This window comes from Yoonia sp. SDW83-1 (assembly GCF_046762885.1).
In the GTDB taxonomy this organism is placed as follows: Bacteria; Pseudomonadota; Alphaproteobacteria; order Rhodobacterales; family Rhodobacteraceae; genus Yoonia.
Genome location: NZ_JBKQXO010000003.1, coordinates 125,528 through 143,890 on the forward strand (window position 1 = coordinate 125,528; position 18,363 = coordinate 143,890).

At 57.8% G+C, this 18,363-nt stretch carries 16 protein-coding genes; 9 read left to right on the forward strand and 7 right to left on the reverse strand.

The genetic code is table 11. The annotated features are described in order from the left end of the window. Positions 1-65 precede the first annotated feature (65 nt). The 6 genes from ACFWW4_RS04790 to ACFWW4_RS04815 all read right to left on the reverse strand — a co-directional run bounded on the left by ACFWW4_RS04790 (position 66) and on the right by ACFWW4_RS04815 (position 6,845). On the reverse strand, positions 66-686 hold the full coding sequence (locus tag ACFWW4_RS04790; protein ID WP_411889823.1) for a class I SAM-dependent methyltransferase: 621 nt from the start codon (positions 684-686) through the stop codon (positions 66-68). 2 nt (positions 687-688) lie between these two features. Beyond that, positions 689-1,426 carry a CDP-alcohol phosphatidyltransferase family protein gene (locus tag ACFWW4_RS04795; RefSeq protein WP_393929335.1) on the reverse strand — a complete coding sequence of 246 codons (738 nt, stop codon included), beginning with the start codon at positions 1,424-1,426 and terminating at the stop codon, positions 689-691. A gap of 4 nt (positions 1,427-1,430) precedes the next feature. Then, positions 1,431-2,123: a phosphatidylserine decarboxylase gene (locus ACFWW4_RS04800; protein WP_411889824.1), complete on the reverse strand. Its 693-nt coding sequence runs from the start codon at positions 2,121-2,123 to the stop codon at positions 1,431-1,433. Between the two features lie 138 nt (positions 2,124-2,261). Then, on the reverse strand, positions 2,262-4,616 hold the full coding sequence (locus ACFWW4_RS04805) for a TRAP transporter large permease (protein ID WP_411889825.1): 2,355 nt from the start codon (positions 4,614-4,616) through the stop codon (positions 2,262-2,264). An 18-nt stretch (positions 4,617-4,634) separates the two neighbouring features. Beyond that, complete coding sequence (locus ACFWW4_RS04810) at positions 4,635-5,645, reverse strand: TRAP transporter small permease subunit (protein ID WP_393929341.1); 1,011 nt, start codon at positions 5,643-5,645, stop codon at positions 4,635-4,637. A 117-nt stretch (positions 5,646-5,762) separates the two neighbouring features. Continuing rightward, on the reverse strand, positions 5,763-6,845 hold the full coding sequence (locus ACFWW4_RS04815) for a TRAP transporter substrate-binding protein (protein WP_393929343.1): 1,083 nt from the start codon (positions 6,843-6,845) through the stop codon (positions 5,763-5,765). A 248-nt stretch (positions 6,846-7,093) separates the two neighbouring features. Between ACFWW4_RS04815 and ACFWW4_RS04820 the strand changes: the two genes are divergently transcribed. From ACFWW4_RS04820 to ACFWW4_RS04830, 3 genes are all read left to right on the forward strand, one after another. Next, positions 7,094-8,518, forward strand: a complete 1,425-nt coding sequence (locus ACFWW4_RS04820) for a cache domain-containing protein (RefSeq protein WP_411889826.1) — start codon at positions 7,094-7,096, stop codon at positions 8,516-8,518. Continuing rightward, positions 8,515-9,147: a response regulator transcription factor gene (locus ACFWW4_RS04825; protein WP_393929347.1), complete on the forward strand. Its 633-nt coding sequence runs from the start codon at positions 8,515-8,517 to the stop codon at positions 9,145-9,147. Before ACFWW4_RS04820 ends, ACFWW4_RS04825 begins: the two co-directional genes overlap by 4 nt. Positions 9,148-9,298: 151 nt before the next feature. Then, entirely contained in the window at positions 9,299-11,050 is a 1,752-nt protein-coding gene (locus ACFWW4_RS04830) for a substrate-binding domain-containing protein (protein ID WP_411889827.1), read from the forward strand. Between the two features lie 51 nt (positions 11,051-11,101). On the opposite strand, the gene ACFWW4_RS04835 is transcribed toward ACFWW4_RS04830, so the two are convergent. Next, positions 11,102-12,118 carry a LysM peptidoglycan-binding domain-containing protein gene (locus ACFWW4_RS04835; protein ID WP_411889828.1) on the reverse strand — a complete coding sequence of 339 codons (1,017 nt, stop codon included), beginning with the start codon at positions 12,116-12,118 and terminating at the stop codon, positions 11,102-11,104. A 310-nt stretch (positions 12,119-12,428) separates the two neighbouring features. Here ACFWW4_RS04835 and yghU point away from each other — a divergent pair, with 310 nt between their 5' ends. The 6 genes from yghU to ilvN all read left to right on the forward strand — a co-directional run bounded on the left by yghU (position 12,429) and on the right by ilvN (position 18,258). Beyond that, positions 12,429-13,292, forward strand: a complete 864-nt coding sequence (yghU, locus tag ACFWW4_RS04840) for a glutathione-dependent disulfide-bond oxidoreductase (protein ID WP_411889829.1) — start codon at positions 12,429-12,431, stop codon at positions 13,290-13,292. A 106-nt stretch (positions 13,293-13,398) separates the two neighbouring features. Further along, a complete protein-coding gene (locus ACFWW4_RS04845) occupies positions 13,399-14,298 on the forward strand; it encodes a fatty acid desaturase (protein ID WP_411889830.1) in 900 nt (299 codons plus the stop codon). 169 nt (positions 14,299-14,467) lie between these two features. Next, positions 14,468-15,103, forward strand: coding sequence for a hypothetical protein (locus ACFWW4_RS04850; protein ID WP_411889831.1), 636 nt, complete (start codon positions 14,468-14,470; stop codon positions 15,101-15,103). Positions 15,104-15,356: 253 nt separating this feature from the next. Further along, positions 15,357-17,111, forward strand: a complete 1,755-nt coding sequence (locus ACFWW4_RS04855; RefSeq protein ID WP_411889832.1) for an acetolactate synthase 3 large subunit — start codon at positions 15,357-15,359, stop codon at positions 17,109-17,111. 75 nt (positions 17,112-17,186) lie between these two features. Beyond that, positions 17,187-17,606 carry a hypothetical protein gene (locus ACFWW4_RS04860; RefSeq protein WP_411889833.1) on the forward strand — a complete coding sequence of 140 codons (420 nt, stop codon included), beginning with the start codon at positions 17,187-17,189 and terminating at the stop codon, positions 17,604-17,606. A gap of 85 nt (positions 17,607-17,691) precedes the next feature. Further along, positions 17,692-18,258 (forward strand): acetolactate synthase small subunit, encoded by a 567-nt coding sequence (gene ilvN / locus ACFWW4_RS04865; protein ID WP_393929363.1) that lies wholly within the window; start codon positions 17,692-17,694, stop codon positions 18,256-18,258. The last annotated feature ends 105 nt before the right edge of the window (positions 18,259-18,363 follow it).

Sequence of the window (18,363 nt, forward strand, 5' to 3'; positions counted from 1 at the left end):
GATGCAACTGTTGCTCCTGTCTTGTCGCCGAGAAAATCTGCGTTGCAGATTTCACGGACGACGCTCTAGACACCCCGCTTTTCCAGCACCAGAAATGTCATCATGCCCATGGGCGGAAACGCCCGCTGTTCAGCCAGCGCCAGACTGTCTTCACCAAGAACACGTGCCATCTCGAAATCGGAATGCCAGCCGATCAGGTTGGCAAAGGGGGCGGTGATACGTTCCCAGAACGCCAGAAACCCTTTGTCGCGGGCAAAATGATTGGTGATCACGATGCGCCCGCCCGGTTTGCAGACACGCGCCATCTCGGCCACTACGCGCTCCGGTTCAGGCACGACAGATACGATATGCATCGCGGCCACCGTATCAAAACTGTTGTCAGAAAAATCAAGGGTTCGCGCATCCATCTGGCGCAACGCCTTCACATGTGACAGCCCCTCCGCCTCAACCTTGGCCTGCGCCTTGGCCAGCATCTCTTCGCTGAAATCAATCCCAGTCACCGCCAAATGCGGATCATATTCCCGCAAGGCAAGGCCGGTGCCAACGCCCACTTCCAGCACGGTGCCCTGTTGCTGGTTAATGTAGGCCACCGTCCGTTTGCGGCCGGCATTGGTGATCAGCCCAAATGTCTTGTCATAGATCGGGGCCCAGCGGGCATAGGATGTGCTGACAGCATTGATATCCATGGTTATTCCTTTGTCTTCACGGCACGCCAGGCCCAAAAGACACCAGCAATATAAAGCAGATCAAGCACCACAAGCGTGGCCCAAACGTAGGTCAGCAGTGCCGCCAATAACAGCATCGCCCCCAGCAGAAAGAATGGCACATTCGAACGCGAAATGGTCAGCATCTTGAACGAATATGTGGGCACCCGGCTGATCATCGCCAACCCGACAAGGATCATCCAAAGTGCCACCAGCTCAGGCCGGATCAACGGCGCATCCGAAAACAGAAATGAAATGAACATCGGCAACAACGCCAGCAGCGCCCCCGCCGGTGCAGGCACTCCCACAAAATACCGTTTATCGCCGCCGACGGTCTCGGCCTTGTTTTGCACATTGAAACGCGCCAGCCGCATCACGCAGCAAATCGCAAAGAACAGCACGGCAATCCATCCGGCACTGCGCATTTCGTCCAATGCAAAAAGGTATAGCAGCAGCGGGGCGGCGACCCCGAAATTCAGAAAATCCGCAAGCGAATCCAGCTCGGCACCGGTCTTGCTTTCGGATTTCAAAAGACGGGCCAGTCGCCCATCCACAGCATCCAGAAACCCCGCCAGCAGGATCAACAGAACGGCACGTTCGTAGTCGCCATGAAACCCGAAACGGATCGCCGTCAATCCAGCGCAAATCGCCGCCAGCGTGACCGCATTGGGCAACAATGCGATCACCGGCAATTCGGATCGTGTCGGAATACCGCGCGCCATCCCCCTACGCTGTCCGCCCGGTGCGCAGCGCTTCGTTCGATGTCAGGTCTGCCAGCACAGTCTCGCCAGCGATCATGCCTTGGCCAACCGCGACCAGCGGCGCAACACCATCAGGCAGATACACATCCACCCGCGACCCAAAGCGGATTAGACCAAACCGTTCGCCCGTCTGCAGGGTCGCTTCAGGCGCCACAAAACAGACAATCCGGCGCGCGACCAGCCCGGCAATCTGCACCACAGCAATCTGGCGACCATCGGCCATCTCGATACATAGCGAATTGCGCTCATTATCCACGCTGGCCTTGTCCAATGATGCATTGAAAAACTTGCCTGGGCGATAGGCGACCGCCGCGATCCGGCCAGCAATCGGCGCACGGTTCACATGGCAGTTGAAAACGTTCATGAACACGCTGACACGGGTCAATGGCGCATCCGCCATACCCAACTCAGGGGGCGGCACCGCTTTTTCGATCAGCGACACGATACCATCCGCTGGGCTGATGATCAGCCCGTCCCGCTCAGGCGTGGTGCGCTTGGGATCGCGGAAAAAGTAGTAGCACCAGACCGTCAGACCGATCCCGATCCACCCCAGAATCGTGGACAGAAAAAACAGAGCCACCGAAATAGCCGCAAAGATGGCGACAAACCTGCGCCCCTCGGGATGCATTGGTTTGATGAAAGTGCCCAGCATCGTCATGTAAAATCGCTTCTTTCGTTTTTATTGATTGACCAGTTAACAAAAACGACACTCTACCCACTCATTCCGACACTACTGACAGAGGAAAAAGGGCGGCGCAAGACGCGCCGCCCCTCATTCAAAGGAAACTTCCGTGTGTCAGTTCAACAGGTTCGGCACGATCGTGACAACGCCGGGGAACAGCCACAACAGCAGCAAACCAGCCACCTGAATGCCGATGAATGGCATCACCCCGCGATAGATCTGCCCGGTGGTAATCGACTTTGGCGCGACCCCGCGCAGATAGAACAGCGCAAAGCCGAATGGCGGGGTCAGGAACGATGTCTGCAGGTTCACGGCAATCATGATCGTCACCCATTTTGGGTCAAACGTGCCGCCATAAATGACCGGCCCCACAATCGGGATCACGATGTAGATGATCTCAAGGAAATCAAGAACAAAGCCCAGCACGAACAACACCAGCATGACCAGCAGGAATACCTGCAACTCGCTGTCAAAAGACCGCAGGAATTGCTGGATGTAATGCTCACCCCCGAACGAAATCAGGACAAGGTTCAGCAACTGCGACCCGATCAGGATCGTAAACACCATCGACGTGACCTTGGCCGTCTCGCGCACCGCAGGCGAAAGGACACCCCCCGACAGCAGCACCCCGCATGACCAGATCAGCCCGAACATCGAGAACAGGAAACAGGCGAATGCAACGGCATAGGCCACGCGGTTTTCAAACAGCACAACCTCTTGGCCCAACCGCATGTCGAAATTCACGCCGATGATCAGCATCAGGATAATCGCACCAGAGGTCAGCAAGACCATGCGACCCGACCGGCCCTGCTCCTGCAGTTTCCGGTATGTCGCGAGCAAGATGGCACCACCTGCACCCAATGCGGCTGCAGGTGTCGGATTGGTGATACCGCCCAGGATCGACCCCAGCACAGCCACGATCAGAACCAGCGGCGGGAACACCACCCGCAGGATCTCGTTGCTGGCCAGATAGGCCGCGGCGGGGCGCAAACCGATATAGGCGACGATCAACGGGATCGCGATGATCAGCGTGGTCGCCCCCGGCGTGGTCAGCGGCCCGATAATCAACACATCGACTGCCAAAAGCAGTCCAACCCCCACAGCCCCGATGATCAGCGGTGTGCGATCCGCAAACGGTGCCACACCACGCGCAATGACCAGCATCAGACCCAGAAGAAGGGCGGTTATGGCAATACCGGTCCCAATCGGCGCCGCCGCCGCAACACGGTCCAGCACAAGCGCTGCACGCTCTTCTTCGGACAGGGCACGCGCCTGCTCAACGCCGCCAGCTTCATCAATCGCTGTTTGCTGGGCCACGGCAGCCGCCCAAGCCTCTTCGCCATGCAACTCAATCATGGACGCCTGACATTCGGCAGTCACATTAGTCCGCAAAGATGCCGTCTGGCCCGCATCAGTAAAGCTGTCGACGATCACGGATTGATTGCCGACAAGGCCCACCTGCCCCAGACCGATGGTAAAGCCGATCAGGGCCACAGGCACCGCAAGGAACCATGTGAATGCGTGGCCGCCAGGTGCAGCCTGCTTGTCCTTGCCGCCCTCAAACTGAACGGCAGGCGCCTTGGATGGATTGATCAGGGCAAAACCAAACGCATAGGCCGCATAGAGCACCGCCAGCAGGATACCTGGCAACAGGGCCGCCTGGAACAGGGTCCCTACCGATACCACCGCGGGCTCACCCAGATAGGTCAGCGCGTCAGAACAGCCAGCAAGACGGGCGCGGTCCTCTTGCGCGGCAGAATACAGATCGCCCGCCAGCGTGCCCAACAGGACGATGACAATGGATGGCGGAATGATCTGGCCCAGCGTGCCCGACGCGGCAATCACACCTGTCGACAGTTCCGGCGAATAGCCGTTCTTCAACATGGTCGGTAGCGCCAGCAGACCCATCGTCACAACCGTCGCCCCGACAATCCCTGTCGAGGCTGCAAGGAACGCACCAACAAGCACAATGGACACGGCCAGACCACCGGGCAGCGGCCCGAACACCTTCGCCATCGTGGTCAGCAGTTCCTCAGCGATGCGGGACCGCTCAAGGATGATCCCCATCATCACAAACATCAGCACGGCCAACAGCGTCTCAATCGACTGGCCCGCCAGCACACGCTCGTTCATCCGGTTGACAAGGAAGCCAACGTTACGATCCAGCGCCACTTCCCAGCCTTGCGGGAACAACGCATCCTCGTATCGGGGCAAATCAGGGTATCGGAAAACCGATATCGCATCCGGCCTGACGCCTTCAGCAATCAGGGCCGCATATTCCGGCGAATTCTGGTCCACAGCGGCGTGGATCAGCAAGCCGGAACTGTCCAAAGCAGCGATAATCGCAAACGAAATCACGGCAGAACCGCTGATCGCAAACGCAACGGGGAAGCCCGACAGGATACCGGCAAACAACGTCAGAAAGACGATGATGATGCCGATCTCAATGCCATCAAGTCCAAAAAGCATGATCTTACCGCCCCAATCCTAGTGAATTTTTGCGACCAGTTCGGCGGTCGGATCGCCGATGGGGTCCTTGTCAAGATACTTGCCTTCGCTGGCGGGCCCTTCCCTGAACTCCAGAAGTGAGCGATAGAAGAACGCGACCGCCTGCAACATGACCATCGCCGTGAAGATGATCAGCAGCACCTTGAACAGGATGTAGGCGTCAAACCCGTTGGGCGAAAACCCGATGGTCTCCACATTCCACTTCAACGCACGGGCCTTGTTCAGCAACCTGTCCAAACCATCCGACGCCGATGTCGGGGGCGTCACCAGACTGCGCCACATAAAGAACCAGCCGAACAACCATGTCAGCACGGCAGCAGGGATCATGAAGACAATGCTGCCAAACATGTCGATCACCCGTTTGGCGCGGTAACTGACACCGGAATAAACCAGGTCAACGCGCACATGGCCGCCCTGCACAAACGTGTAGGCGGCACACATACAAACAATGATCGCGTTATAAAGCTTCAACTCTTCAGACCACCAACTGACATCCTTGGTGAAACTGACACCCAGACCCAGCGAAATCTCGGACACCGCGAACACACGCTGCATGAAGATGATGATGATCTGCTGCAGCACCATCAAAAGCCCGGCCCAGGCGGCAATCCGGCCCACCACATTGGCAAAGCCTTCAAGGCCGCGCACGCAACCCCACATGAAGCGGTTGCTGATCAGGCCGATGATGGTCGTGACCAGAAACACCCACAGCACGACAAAGAACAACTCAACCGAGGCGCCGTAGTAGATAAAGCGCATCAGCGACTGGCCGGCTTCAGTATCGGAAATCCGATCACGTAATGAGATATGGCTGATCCAGCCCAGCCATGAACTGGGGTTCAGCAGCGCGTCGAACAGATTGTAAGGGGCTTCCAAAAGGTTGCCGAAAAAGAACTGAACCGGTCCTCCCGCCTCAAAGGCATCCAGACAACTGATCGTGTCCTCAACCTCCGCACGGAAAAACCCTGTGCAAGCGATCTCTTCTTCCATCGAAGCTCCCCCACCTCACGCGGGGACCACCGCAAAGGGTCCGCACCGCGCCAGAAAATCCTTGTGAAAGGGCCCGCAATACCAGCGGGCCCGATCCATTCATTCAGTCGTCTGGGCTTAGCCCATCACGCGGTCACGCTGGTTGCGATACGCACCTTCGGACTGTGTGATCCAGCCGGACGACGACCGCATCGACGCTTCATAGCTGGCGCGCATACGGTCATACAGCTCATCACCGTTATACTGGTCCATCGTCTCCTTGGCGGCGGTACCCATGGCATCCCAAACGCTGTCAGGGAATTCCAGAACCTTGACGCCACCGGCCTGCAGACGCTGCAGCGCTGCACCGTTGTTGTTCATGAACTGGGCCAGGTTCCACTGGTGGGCCTCACCGGATGCGATCTCGATGATCTTCTGGTGCTCAGGGTTCAGGCTCTCCCACACGTCGAGGTTTGTGGCCAGTGACAGGGCGGCACCCGGCTCATGCATACCGGCGGTATAGTAGAACTTGGTGATTTCCTGGAAACCGGCCTTTTCGTCGGCCCATGGACCGATCCATTCGGTGCCGTCGATGGCACCGGATGCCAGCGCCTGATACACTTCTGCACCTGGCAGGTTCTGTACCGATGCACCCATCTTGCCCAGCGCTTCGCCACCCAGACCGGGCATACGGAACTTCAGACCCTGGAAATCCTCCGGACCTGCGATTTCCTTGGCGAACCAGCCACCGGCCTGTGGGCCCGTGTTACCGGCAAGGAACGACTTCAGACCAAAGATGCTGCCCAGTTCATCATGGAAGGCCTGACCTTCACCCTGATAATACCAGTTGCTGATCTCTTGCGGCGTCATACCGAACGGGACAGACGTAAAGAACGCATAGCCCGGATGCTGACCAACAAAGTAGTAGTCGGCACCGTGGTACATGTCCGCCTGACCAGAGGTCACAGCGTCAAACACCTCGAACGCACCGACAAGCTCACCAGCCGCCTTCAGGTCGATCGTCAGCGATCCACCAGAAAGCGCTGTAATTGTGTCAGCGGCACGTTGTGCTGCGTCATGCACACCGGCAAGGCCGCGGCCCCAGGTCGTGACAAGTGTCAGCGTCCGGTTGCCCTGCGCATATGCAGGCGCAGCCAGTGCAGTTGCCGCTGCCGCGCCACCACCAAGTGCTGAATTTTTTAGAAAAGAACGACGATCCATTAAGTAGCCTCCCAATTATTAGTCCCCCCACCCCGCAGAAAACCGGGCGAAGACAGATCGATTTCGTTCGCGCAGACTAGCCTGCGCACCCATGTCGGAAAATACGTAGTACTGCGTAGAAAACACAAATTTGTCACATTTTTTTACCAATTGCGACGGGTGTTTATACGCTAACACTCATTAAACCCCCTCTCACAAGACGCGGTTGGCGTTTGATTCGCAACTGATTCCCGCGTATCGGATTTGTCATGACAGGGTTTCTTGCGCGATTGCGCGACATGGTCAGTATGAGTTACGGACAGAAGGTATTTCTTCTGGCAACCCTGCCTCTTGTCGTGGCGGTTTTCCTGATCTTTCTGGTGGTGACATCGCAATCACGGCAACTGGCCGAGCGTGAGATTCAGGCGCTTGAAACCCAGCTGATTGAAACCAAACGGGCCGAACTGAAAAACTACCTGTCCATCGCGCGCACCGCATTCGTCAACACCTACGGGCGCGCCGCGCCCGACGATGAAGACGCAAAACTGTCAGTCACCCGCGAACTGGCCGCCATGCTTTACGGGCAGGACGGTTATTTCTTTGTCTTTGACTATGACGGCAATAACCTTGTCGCCCCCCGGCAAACCTATCTGATCGGCAAGAACTGGAGTGGTCTGGAAGACCTCAACGGCACGCCCATCACCGATGAGTTGATCCGCATTGCCCGCACCGGTGGCGGCTATCACAGCTTTGACTGGCCCAAGCCCTCGACCGGTGCCAACGAACGCATGATCGTCTATGTCAACGGCCTGCAGGACTGGCGCTGGGCCATCGGCACCGGCGTCTTCATCGACGATGTGCTCGAAAACGTCGCCGCCGCCCGCGCCGATGTCGAGGCGCGGATCACCCGCACCTCCTATTACATCGTGGCGATCACAGTGGCGGCGCTGATGGGCGTTTTCACGACCGGCATGTTCCTCAACATCCGCGAACGGCGTCTGGCAGATGCCAAGCTCAAGGATCTCACCCAGCGGATCATCGACACCCAGGAAGAAGAACGCGGGCGGGTCGCGCGCGAACTCCATGACGGGATCAGCCAGATGCTGGTCGGCGTCCGCTACGCGCTCGAACTGGCGCGGCGCAAGATGGGCGAAAACGGCGTAATCCTGAACAAGGGGATCGACGGGCTGGGTCAGGCCATTCAAGAGGTGCGGCGGATCAGCCGCGACCTGCGACCCGGCGTGCTGGATGATCTGGGGCTCGGCCCCGCCCTGCAGGCACTCACAGATGATTTCAGCAAACGCACCGGCACCGAAACCGAATTCGAAACCGTCGTCTTCCGCAACCGGCTGGACGAAGAGGCGCGGATCGCCCTTTACCGCATTGCGCAAGAGGCGCTGACAAATATCGAACGGCACGCCGGCGCGACCCGCGTGCACATGTCGCTCAAAGGGCATCGCAAGGGCGCGCTGCTGCGGATCACCGACAACGGCAAGGGCATGACATGGCCGCAACCGAACCGTCGGGCAATCAGCGGTCTGGGCATGCGCAACATGCAGGAACGCATCGAACAGCTTGGCGGCACTCTGCGCGTGCTCTCATCCAACTCTGGCACCGTGATCGAGGCCGAGGTGCCCCTGACCCACATGCTCAGCCCACAGAAAAAGACCCAAGACACAAAGGAAAGCGCATGACGATCCGCATCTTGATCGTAGACGACCACCCCATGGTGACCGAAGGCATCCAGGCCATTCTTGAAACCTATGACGACATCAGCGTCGTTGGCACGCTTGGCAACGGACAGGAAGCCGTGAACCGGGTCAACGAATTGCAACCCGATGTGATCCTGCTTGACCTGAACATGCCCGGCCTGTCGGGGCTGAACGCCACCGAAATGATCCTCGAAGAACGACCCGACACCCGTATCCTGATCCTGTCGATGCATGACAGTCCCGAATACATCTCAACCGCGCTCAGCCACGGTGCCAAGGGCTATATCCTCAAGGACGTGCCGACCGATGAAATCCGGACCGCCATCGACACCGTGATGCGCGGCGAGGAATACCTCTGCACCGGGGCCAAAGGGTCCCTGCAACCCAAGATCAGCGACGGGCGCGAAACGCTGACAAGCCGGGAACAGACCATCCTGCTGGAATTGGCGCAGGGGCACTCCAACAAAGAGGTGGCAAACAGCCTCAACATCTCTGTCCGAACCGTCGAAACCCACCGTAACAACATCAAGCGGAAACTGGGAATCAGTTCAACCGCAGGGCTAACCCGCTACGCATTGGAACATGGGGTTCTGCAGGGCACGAGCATCTAATCGCGTCAATTGCGTCGCGATCATCTAAACCAAGGTTATACTGGACGCTCCGATCAGTGACTTTAGTACACGTGCCACATAAATACATTGCGTTGGCATAATACTTCATGCAACGACAGGTTTACGGGGGCGTTATCGAGTGGACACAATTATGGTTTTGCACAAGGCTGCATCCCGATCACGCGTATTGCGAAACGGAACTTTCCTGACAACGACATTTCTAGCGCTCCAAACCGTCGCCACGGGCGCGATGGCGGACGAGGTCACGCTGACCTCCAACGACGGCAGCATCGAAATCACCGGTGAGATTGTCGAGGTCGAAGAAGAGACCGTCGTCGTCAACACCGACCTGGGGCAACTCAGGCTGCAATTGGGGGCATTCAGATGCGTCGGCGAAGACTGCGCATTGCTAGAAGATGACGACGATGATGATGACGACGATGACGACATCGCCGAGATTGATTTCACCTTCGAAATGATCGCCTCTGCGGGCATCGCCGACCAGCTTCTGCCGGTCGTCGCACAGGGCCTTGCCGAACGGTTCGACGCGACTGTGATCACCACGGACGGGCTTGGCCAACCCTTGCCCGATGATATCGGGCGGCCCCGTCCGGGTGGACCAGAAGATGATGACGATGACGACGACGATGATGACGACGCCCGGGACGATGACGACGACGATGATGATGATGACGGTCCAATCGATCTGATCGACATCCGTCTGCGCCAGGATGACGGCGATTATGTACGCCGCTACGGTGTCGTGATCGAGGAAGAGGAAGAAGCGATCGAAGCCCTCTCCGAAGGCGAGGTTGAAATCATCTTCCTCGACGAACCGGCAGAAGACGATGACATCGAAGAAGTCGCCGAAGGCGGTGGCGGGATCATTACCGATCCCGGCCAGGAACGTGTTCTGGCAGTCGAAGGGCTTGTCGTGGCGGTCTCCCCTAGCAACAACCTGCCGAAAATCAACGTGGCTGACGTGCCGCGCATCTTCTCAGGCGAAATCGACAACTGGTCACAAATCGGCGGACCGAACGCCCCTATCAATGTCTATTCCTTTGATGAGGCGAACGCCGCCATCCACTATGTCGACGAACTTGTGCTCGAACCGGCTGATGCTGAACTCGGCGACGATATCAACGTCGTCCAGACCATGAGCGAGATGACAAACAAGATCACGGCGGACCCGTTCGGCATCGGTGTGGTGCCATTTGCCAACTTGCGCGACGCGCGGGCTGTGCCGGTCGAATCCACCTGCGGGATCGTCAACACGCCCTCCGTCTTCTCGATCAAAACCGAAGAATACATCATGCAGCGCCGGTTCTATGCCTATAACCGGGCCTCCGTTTCGACAGAGGCGCGCGAATTTCTCGACTTCCTTGATGAAGACGGGCTTGATGATCTGGTCCGCAAGGCCGGTTTCATTGACCTGGGCGTGATTGTCGAACCGCAGACCGTGAATGCCCAGCGCATTCAAGAGGCGATGTTCGAAACCGACGATCCGTTCGAACTGCGCCGGTTGCGTGATCTGCTGCGCGATCTGCAGACAACACAGCGGCTTTCGACGAACTTCCGCTTTGCGCTGGGGTCCAGCCGGCTTGACGTCCGGGCAATCGCCGACATCCGGCGCGTGGTGGATTACATCATCGAAGAACGGCCAAGCGAGGTCATCTTCGCAGGCTTCACCGACTCCATCGGGTCGTTCAGCTCCAATGATGTGCTGTCACAAAACCGCTCGGCCACAGTGCGCGAAACGGTGCTGGCACAATTGCCTGCTGAAGTGCGCAACAGCGTGCAGATCGTATCCACTGGCTACGGTGAACTTGAACCGGCCGCCTGCAACGAACTCAGCAGCGGTCGGCGCGTGAACCGGCGGGTCGAGGTTTGGGTGCGCCCCTAAGACAATAACTGATGTGGGGCAGATACAGTCTGCCCCACATCATCAACAGGTTCAGTTTTCGACGGTTTCCTGAATCTGGCTGCGGACGATCTCAAACCACTCACCTGACAGACGCAACTTCTCAAGCCCGGCATTGACCGTTTCCAGATAGGCCTTGCCGTTCGGATTGTCCTTGGGCGTGAACACATGCAAGGTCACGCTGGAAGCAAGGGCCGGTATGTCCGTGATCTGATCAGCAATGCCCAGTTCGGTGTAATCCTCCTCGGCAGGCAGCGCGTCATAGGTGATCACATCAACCTCACCCGCCTGCAGCATCTCCCAACACGCCTCTTCCGACCTGGCGAACACCATCTCGACATTCGGTGGTGTCAGACCCTCACCTTCAAGGTCAAAGGAAAACCAGCCATCAGGCCGGCACAGCGTCGCACCAAATAGCTGATCATATTCCGTCATGGCGGCAAACGGGCTGCCATTCAACGTGTACCAGCCCACAGCCGCCTCATAAAAAGGCTCGGAGGCATCAAAGAACGTACAGCGTCGCGCATTCGGCTCCGACAACAGATCGACCTTGGTGCAATCAGGCAGGAACCACGGGAACCCCATGTCAAACGCACCGCTGGGCAGCAATTCGGTCAGATGCGATCCCCAGTCATTGACGAACACAACACGAAATTCCTGATCGGGGTTGCCCAGTTCCATCGACCGCGTGATCATCTGCGTGATCATCCCACCCTCAGGCAGGTCCTCATCAGTAAAAGGGGCATAGCCGCTTGCGGTAACAAATGTGGCCGGGCGGTTGGTCGCGGTTGTCGTCACCGGCGTTGCAATCGACACAACCGATTCCGCCGCACCGGGCAGCGACCCATCCGCACAGGGAATGGCAATCACCTGCCCCACCTCAAGAATATTGGGGCTGCTCAACAAACCCGCATTTGCGCTGAACAACAACTGAAAACCACCCTGAACACCCGCCGTCTTGGCAATGCCGCTCAACGTGTCGCCTCTGACAATCGTGTATTCGGAACAAAGCGATTGCGCTTCTGCCTGCGTCGGGGCAATGGCCGACATCCCAACTGTCAAAGCAGCAACTGCTGCAAAACTCGTTACACCAACCAGATTCTGCTCGCATTTCACGGAATGACGAGAATGGTTCGTGTGCCCTGTCATAATGATTTACCTTTTCTTAAAGTTTCCACTTGCGACACTATCGCCCAGAATAAGGCAAAATGTTGAACATTTCGGAAAAATCCTGCGCCCATGATCAAACGATAGGTGACCAAGCACGCACAATCAGCATGCATGCACAAACACATAACCCGCTGGCACTCCTGACATCGGCGCTTTATCCATGCCAAAACACTGATCAGGAGCGCCCGCAATGACCGCATACACACCCCCCAAAGTCTGGACATGGGACGCCGAAAGCGGGGGCAAATTCGCCAGTATCAACCGGCCCATCGCCGGGGCCACCCATGACAAGGACCTGCCGGTCGGCAAGCACCCGCTCCAACTGCATTCACTGGCAACCCCCAACGGGGTCAAGGTCACCGTCATGCTCGAAGAACTGCTCGACGCAGGCCATGATGCAGAATACGATGCATGGCTGATCAACATTCAGGAAGGTGATCAGTTCGGCAGCGGCTTTGTGGGCATCAACCCCAACTCCAAAATCCCCGCCCTTCTCGACCGCAGCAGCGATACGCGCGTCTTCGAAAGCGGGAATATCCTGCTTTATCTGGCTGATAAATTCGGGGCCTTCCTGCCATCCGACACCAAAGGACGGACCGAAACGCTGAACTGGCTCTTCTGGCTGCAAGGCTCCGCCCCTTATCTGGGCGGCGGGTTCGGCCATTTCTACGCCTATGCCCCCGAACCCATGGAATACCCCATCAACCGCTTCGCGATGGAGGCCAAGCGGCAACTCGACGTGCTGGACCGGCAACTGGCCGATCACGCCTTCATCGCCGGGACAGACTACACCATCGCCGACATGGCCATCGCACCATGGTACGGCGCATTGGTACGCGGCGACATCTACGGAGAGGCCGCAACCTTCCTCGATGCCGGCTCCTACAGCCATGTGAACCGCTGGGTGGATGCTATCTATAACCGCCCCGCCTTCCAACGCGGCAAGATGGTCAACAAAGCCTGGGGCGAAGAAAGCGAACAACTGCGCGAACGGCACGCCGCGTCCGATTTCGACACCCAAACCTGGGACAAGATCAAACCGGCCGACGAATAATTCTTGACCAAAACCCCGTTCCCGCTCACCATCACGCAGTCGTGAGCGGGACAACCCGCGCGATTCCCTGACATAAGAGGAAAGGCCGGTTTTGCAGACGGGTGCATTGCGTACAGAATGGGGCACATTGGCCCTGATCATCGGATGCTACGGGCTCTGGATCATCGCCGGGCTTCTCTGGACAACCCCGCTTTGGATCCTCGGGCTCTTCGCCCTGCCCGTCCTCGCCGCCTTCCATACCTCGCTGCAGCACGAAACCATCCACGGGCACCCCACTCGCTGGCCACGCGTGAACGAGGCACTGGTCAGCCTGCCCCTTGCCGTCGTCTTTCCCTATCAGCGCTACCGGGACCTGCACCTGAACCACCACCGGGACGAGCACCTGACCGACCCGTTCGAAGACCCCGAAAGCTATTTCTGGTGCGAAAGCGATGTGCGGCAGATGAATGATTTCCAGCGGCATATCTTCGCGCTCAACAACACATTTGTCGGGCGACTGATCATCGGGCCGACCCTGACCATGATTGGTTTCGCCCGGACAGAGATTTGGCGGCTGCGGCAAAACCAGCCCGGCGTGCGTCTGGCCTGGGGCCTGCATGCCCTGGGTATGATCGCACTGGGGTCCATCATCCTGACAGTCTTTCAGATGCCGCTCTGGGTCTATTTTATCTTCGTGGTCTACCCCGCCCTGTCACTGACTGCGATGCGCGCCTATGCCGAACATCAGGCGGCCGAAAATGTCGGCGCGCGGTCGGCCGTGGTCGAGGCGCACCCGGTGCTGGCCCTGCTCTATCTCAACAACAACCTGCATATCGTCCACCACGCCAGCCCGCGCACCGCATGGTATGATCTGCCCAAGCTTTATACCGAACGGCGCCAGCAATACCTGACGGCCAACGAAAACACGCTGTTCCTCGGCTACAGCGATATTGCCAAACGGTTCGCCTTTGCGGTCAAGCAGCCGGTTGAACATCCGTTCGCGGGACGAGACAGACAACAACCCTGAAACGCGACACGCGGCACATTTCCGCCGAATACCGGGGGGCACTGTCAGATCAGTTGAAAATGCAAGTCCGGTCGGGACTTATAGTCAGGCGAGGCATCCAAACATGCCGCGCGCCGAATACTAACATCGTCGGATTGCGGGGGCGGTCCGACATCATGCAAAGACTGACATGAACCTGACTGACGTTGCCCTCGCGCTTTCCAGCGATCCCCAACAAATGATGCGCAGCGTGTTGCGGATTTTCCACTTCATCGGCCTCGCACTCGGGCTTGGGGCGGCCATGCTGCTCGACATGATGATCCTGCGGTTCTTTCTGGGGCGGGTGCTGACACAACAATCCTGCGACATCTTCGAATTCTGCGCCGATATCGTGGCCGTAGGGCTGAAACTACTCTGGGTCACAGGGATCGGTTTCCTGATCTACTACTGGGCCTACGAGCCAATCAAGCTGAGCAATGAAAAGATCTGGGCAAAGATGGTGATCGTGGCAATCCTGACTGCCAACGGGGTCTATATCCACCGGACCATCCTGCCCTTCCTGCAGCAACAGGTGGGCGGCACGATGCTGGAAGGCACGACACAACTGCGCCAGCATGTCTTTGTCAGCTGTGGGATCTTGTCATTTGTATCGTGGTACGGGCCGCTGATCATAGCGAACCTGCCGCACCTGAATTTCAAGGTGCCCATGATCCAGATCCTCGGGGTCTACGCCATTGTGCTGATCGGCGTGTTCACGATCGCGCATTTTATCCTGCTGGCGACATCGACGCGGGCGCATATCAGCCGCAAACTGCGGCGCGCCTGACGTGGCCAGAAAGAAAGTTGCGACAAACTGCCGGTTTGCGACACTTTCTCTAATTTCTGCTGTTGACCCCCTTTGCGGGTGCCACTAATGTCCACGCACACGAAAGGAACCCCGATGAATATCGTCGTACTAGTGGTGAGAAATGCGCGCATGGGCCGGTAACGGTAAACCCATAACGATCCCATGCGCCCCCGAATAACCTCGGGGGTTTTTTTGTGACTGATGAAACCAAAACGCGAAGGACGCGAGGAAAATGACAAAAGCCATGACGGGCGCAAAAATGGTCGTACAAGCTCTGATAGATCAGGGCGTGGACGTCGTCTTTGGTTACCCCGGTGGCGCCGTCCTACCGATTTACGACGAGATTTTTCAGCAAAACCACATCCAGCATGTTCTGGTGCGCCATGAACAGGGCGCGGTGCATGCCGCCGAAGGCTATGCGCGCGCCACCGGCAAACCCGGCGTGGCACTGGTCACCTCCGGTCCCGGTGCCACAAACGCTGTGACCGGCCTGACCGACGCCCTGATGGACTCGATCCCGATCATTGTGCTGACTGGTCAGGTCCCCACCTTCATGATCGGCTCCGACGCCTTTCAGGAAGCAGACACCGTCGGCATCACCCGCCCCTGCACCAAACATAACTGGCTGGTGAAAGAGACGGACAAACTGGCTGCCGTCATGCACGAGGCGTTTCATATCGCCACATCAGGCCGTCCCGGCCCGGTTGTGGTCGACATCCCCAAAGATGTGCAATTCGCCACCGGCACCTATACCGAGGCGCGGCAGGTCGAAACGCACTACAACCCGCAAACCAAGGGTGATCTGGAAATGATCACCGAACTGGCGACGGCAATGGAAACGGCCAAGCGGCCCATTTTCTACACCGGCGGCGGGGTCATCAACTCCGGCCCGGCCGCCAGCCAGCTGCTGCGCGAACTGGTCGCCGCCACCGGCTTTCCCATCACGTCGACCCTGATGGGGCTGGGCTGCTATCCGGCGTCGGGTGAAAACTGGATCGGTATGCTGGGCATGCACGGGCTCTACGAGGCCAACATGGCCATGCATGACTGCGACCTGATGATCAACATAGGCGCCCGCTTCGACGACCGGATCACCGGGCGGATCGACGCCTTCAGCCCCAAATCACGCAAAGCGCATATCGACATCGATCCATCCTCGATCAACAAAGTGATCCATGTCGATATCCCGATCCTGGGCGACGTTGCCCATGTGCTCGAGGATCTGTTGAATGTCTGGAAATCCCGCGGCCGTAAGACCGACAAGGAAAATGTCAGCAAATGGTGGCACCAGATCAACGAATGGAAAAAGATCGACTGCCTGAAATTCGAACAAAAAGGCAAGGTGATCAAACCCCAATACGCCCTGTCCCGGCTTGAAGAACTGACCAAAAAGCACGACCGCTACATCTGCACCGAAGTGGGCCAGCACCAGATGTGGGCCGCCCAATATCTGGGGTTCGAGGATCCCAACCGCTGGATGACCTCCGGCGGACTGGGGACCATGGGCTACGGCTTCCCCGCCTCCATCGGCGTGCAGATGGCCCATCCCGATGCGCTCGTGATCAACGTGGCGGGCGAAGCGTCATGGCTGATGAACATGCAGGAACTGGGCACGGCCATGCAATACCGCCTGCCAGTCAAACAGTTCATCCTGAACAACGAACGCTTGGGCATGGTACGGCAATGGCAGGAACTGCTGCACGGGGAACGCTACTCATCCAGCTGGTCTGAATCCCTGCCCGATTTCGTAAAACTGGCCGAGGCCTTCGGGGCCAAGGGCATCCTCTGCGACAACCCGGATGATCTGGACGACGCGATCATGGAAATGCTCAACCACGACGGGCCGGTGCTGTTCGACTGTCTGGTCGAAAAGCACGAAAACTGCTTCCCCATGATCCCATCCGGCAAACCGCATAACGAAATGATCCTCGGCGAAAACGCGGACACCGCAAACGCAATCAAGGCCGACGGCGCGGTGATGGTCTGACAACATTGATAACCGTCAGAGTGTGCAAGCAGAACACGATAGCCTGCGCCTCGCAAGAAACGAAAGGTTGCTATGATGCCAGACACGATCTTCTTCAAATCTGATCGATTTCCTCCAACGCAGGAGGAGATCGAGTATGGTCGCAAAGAGGGCTACGAAAACACGGTCTTTGCCAAGCGACTGGCTGACTTTCTGGTATCTGAGTTGGGCGCGCGCGGATATGTAGCGCGCGCCATGAACCCAGATCTCATGAGCCTCTACGGCGAAAACTGCGAATACTTATCGATCGAACACCAGGAACCGTTCGATCTTGGTATGTTTTGTGGAAACTATGACGACGGGCATCTCCTCATGATACTCCCTGAAGGCAAATATGCATGGAAACGCTTTCGACGGCATCATGCAGAGCCGACAACACAGGCACTACAACAAACGCTCCTTGATACTCTGAGCGCGGCAGATGGAATTACAGATGTCGTTCTGGGTTATGAATAATCAATCAACACCCCGCCCGTTGGGGTCCGACGTTTTGCCGACGCAAGTCCGACGCAAATCCGACAGCTAAAATCAAAGGTTTCCCATGTCCCCCCTCAAAATCAAAAAAGGCTCCACCAGCCACTCCGCCTACGACCTCCGACCCACATTCTCGGACAAGGAAGAACAGCACACGCTGGCGGTTCTGGTGGAAAACGAACCCGGTGTTCTGGCCCGTGTCATCGGGCTGTTCTCCGGGCGCGGCTACAACATCGACAGCCTGACCGTGGCCGAGGTGGATCATCTGGGCCACCGGTCCCGGATCACTATCGTGACCACCGGAACACCGCAGATCATCAACCAGATCAAGGCGCAGCTGGGCCGGATCGTGGACGTGCACAAGGTCAACGATCTGACCGTCGAAGGAAAATCAGTCGAACGGGAACTGGCGCTGTTCAAAGTGGTGGGAACAGGCGATCAGCGGATCGAGGCCATTCGACTTGCCGATATCTTCAGGGCAAATGTGGTCGATAGCACCTTGGAATCATTCGTTTTTGAGATTACGGGCACATCCGAGAAAATCGACGCTTTCGCCGATCTCATGCAGCCGCTTGGTTTAGAAGAAATCGCCCGAACCGGCGTTGCGGCGCTGTCACGCGGCGCCAACACCTGACGGGAAAACGTCCGCCCGAGGGGAGGCGACGAACGAACGTTTCTGCAGCCCCCCGCGCCCGATTGGGGCATGGCGCGGGGGGCGCGGGGTTGCCGATCAGAGGGC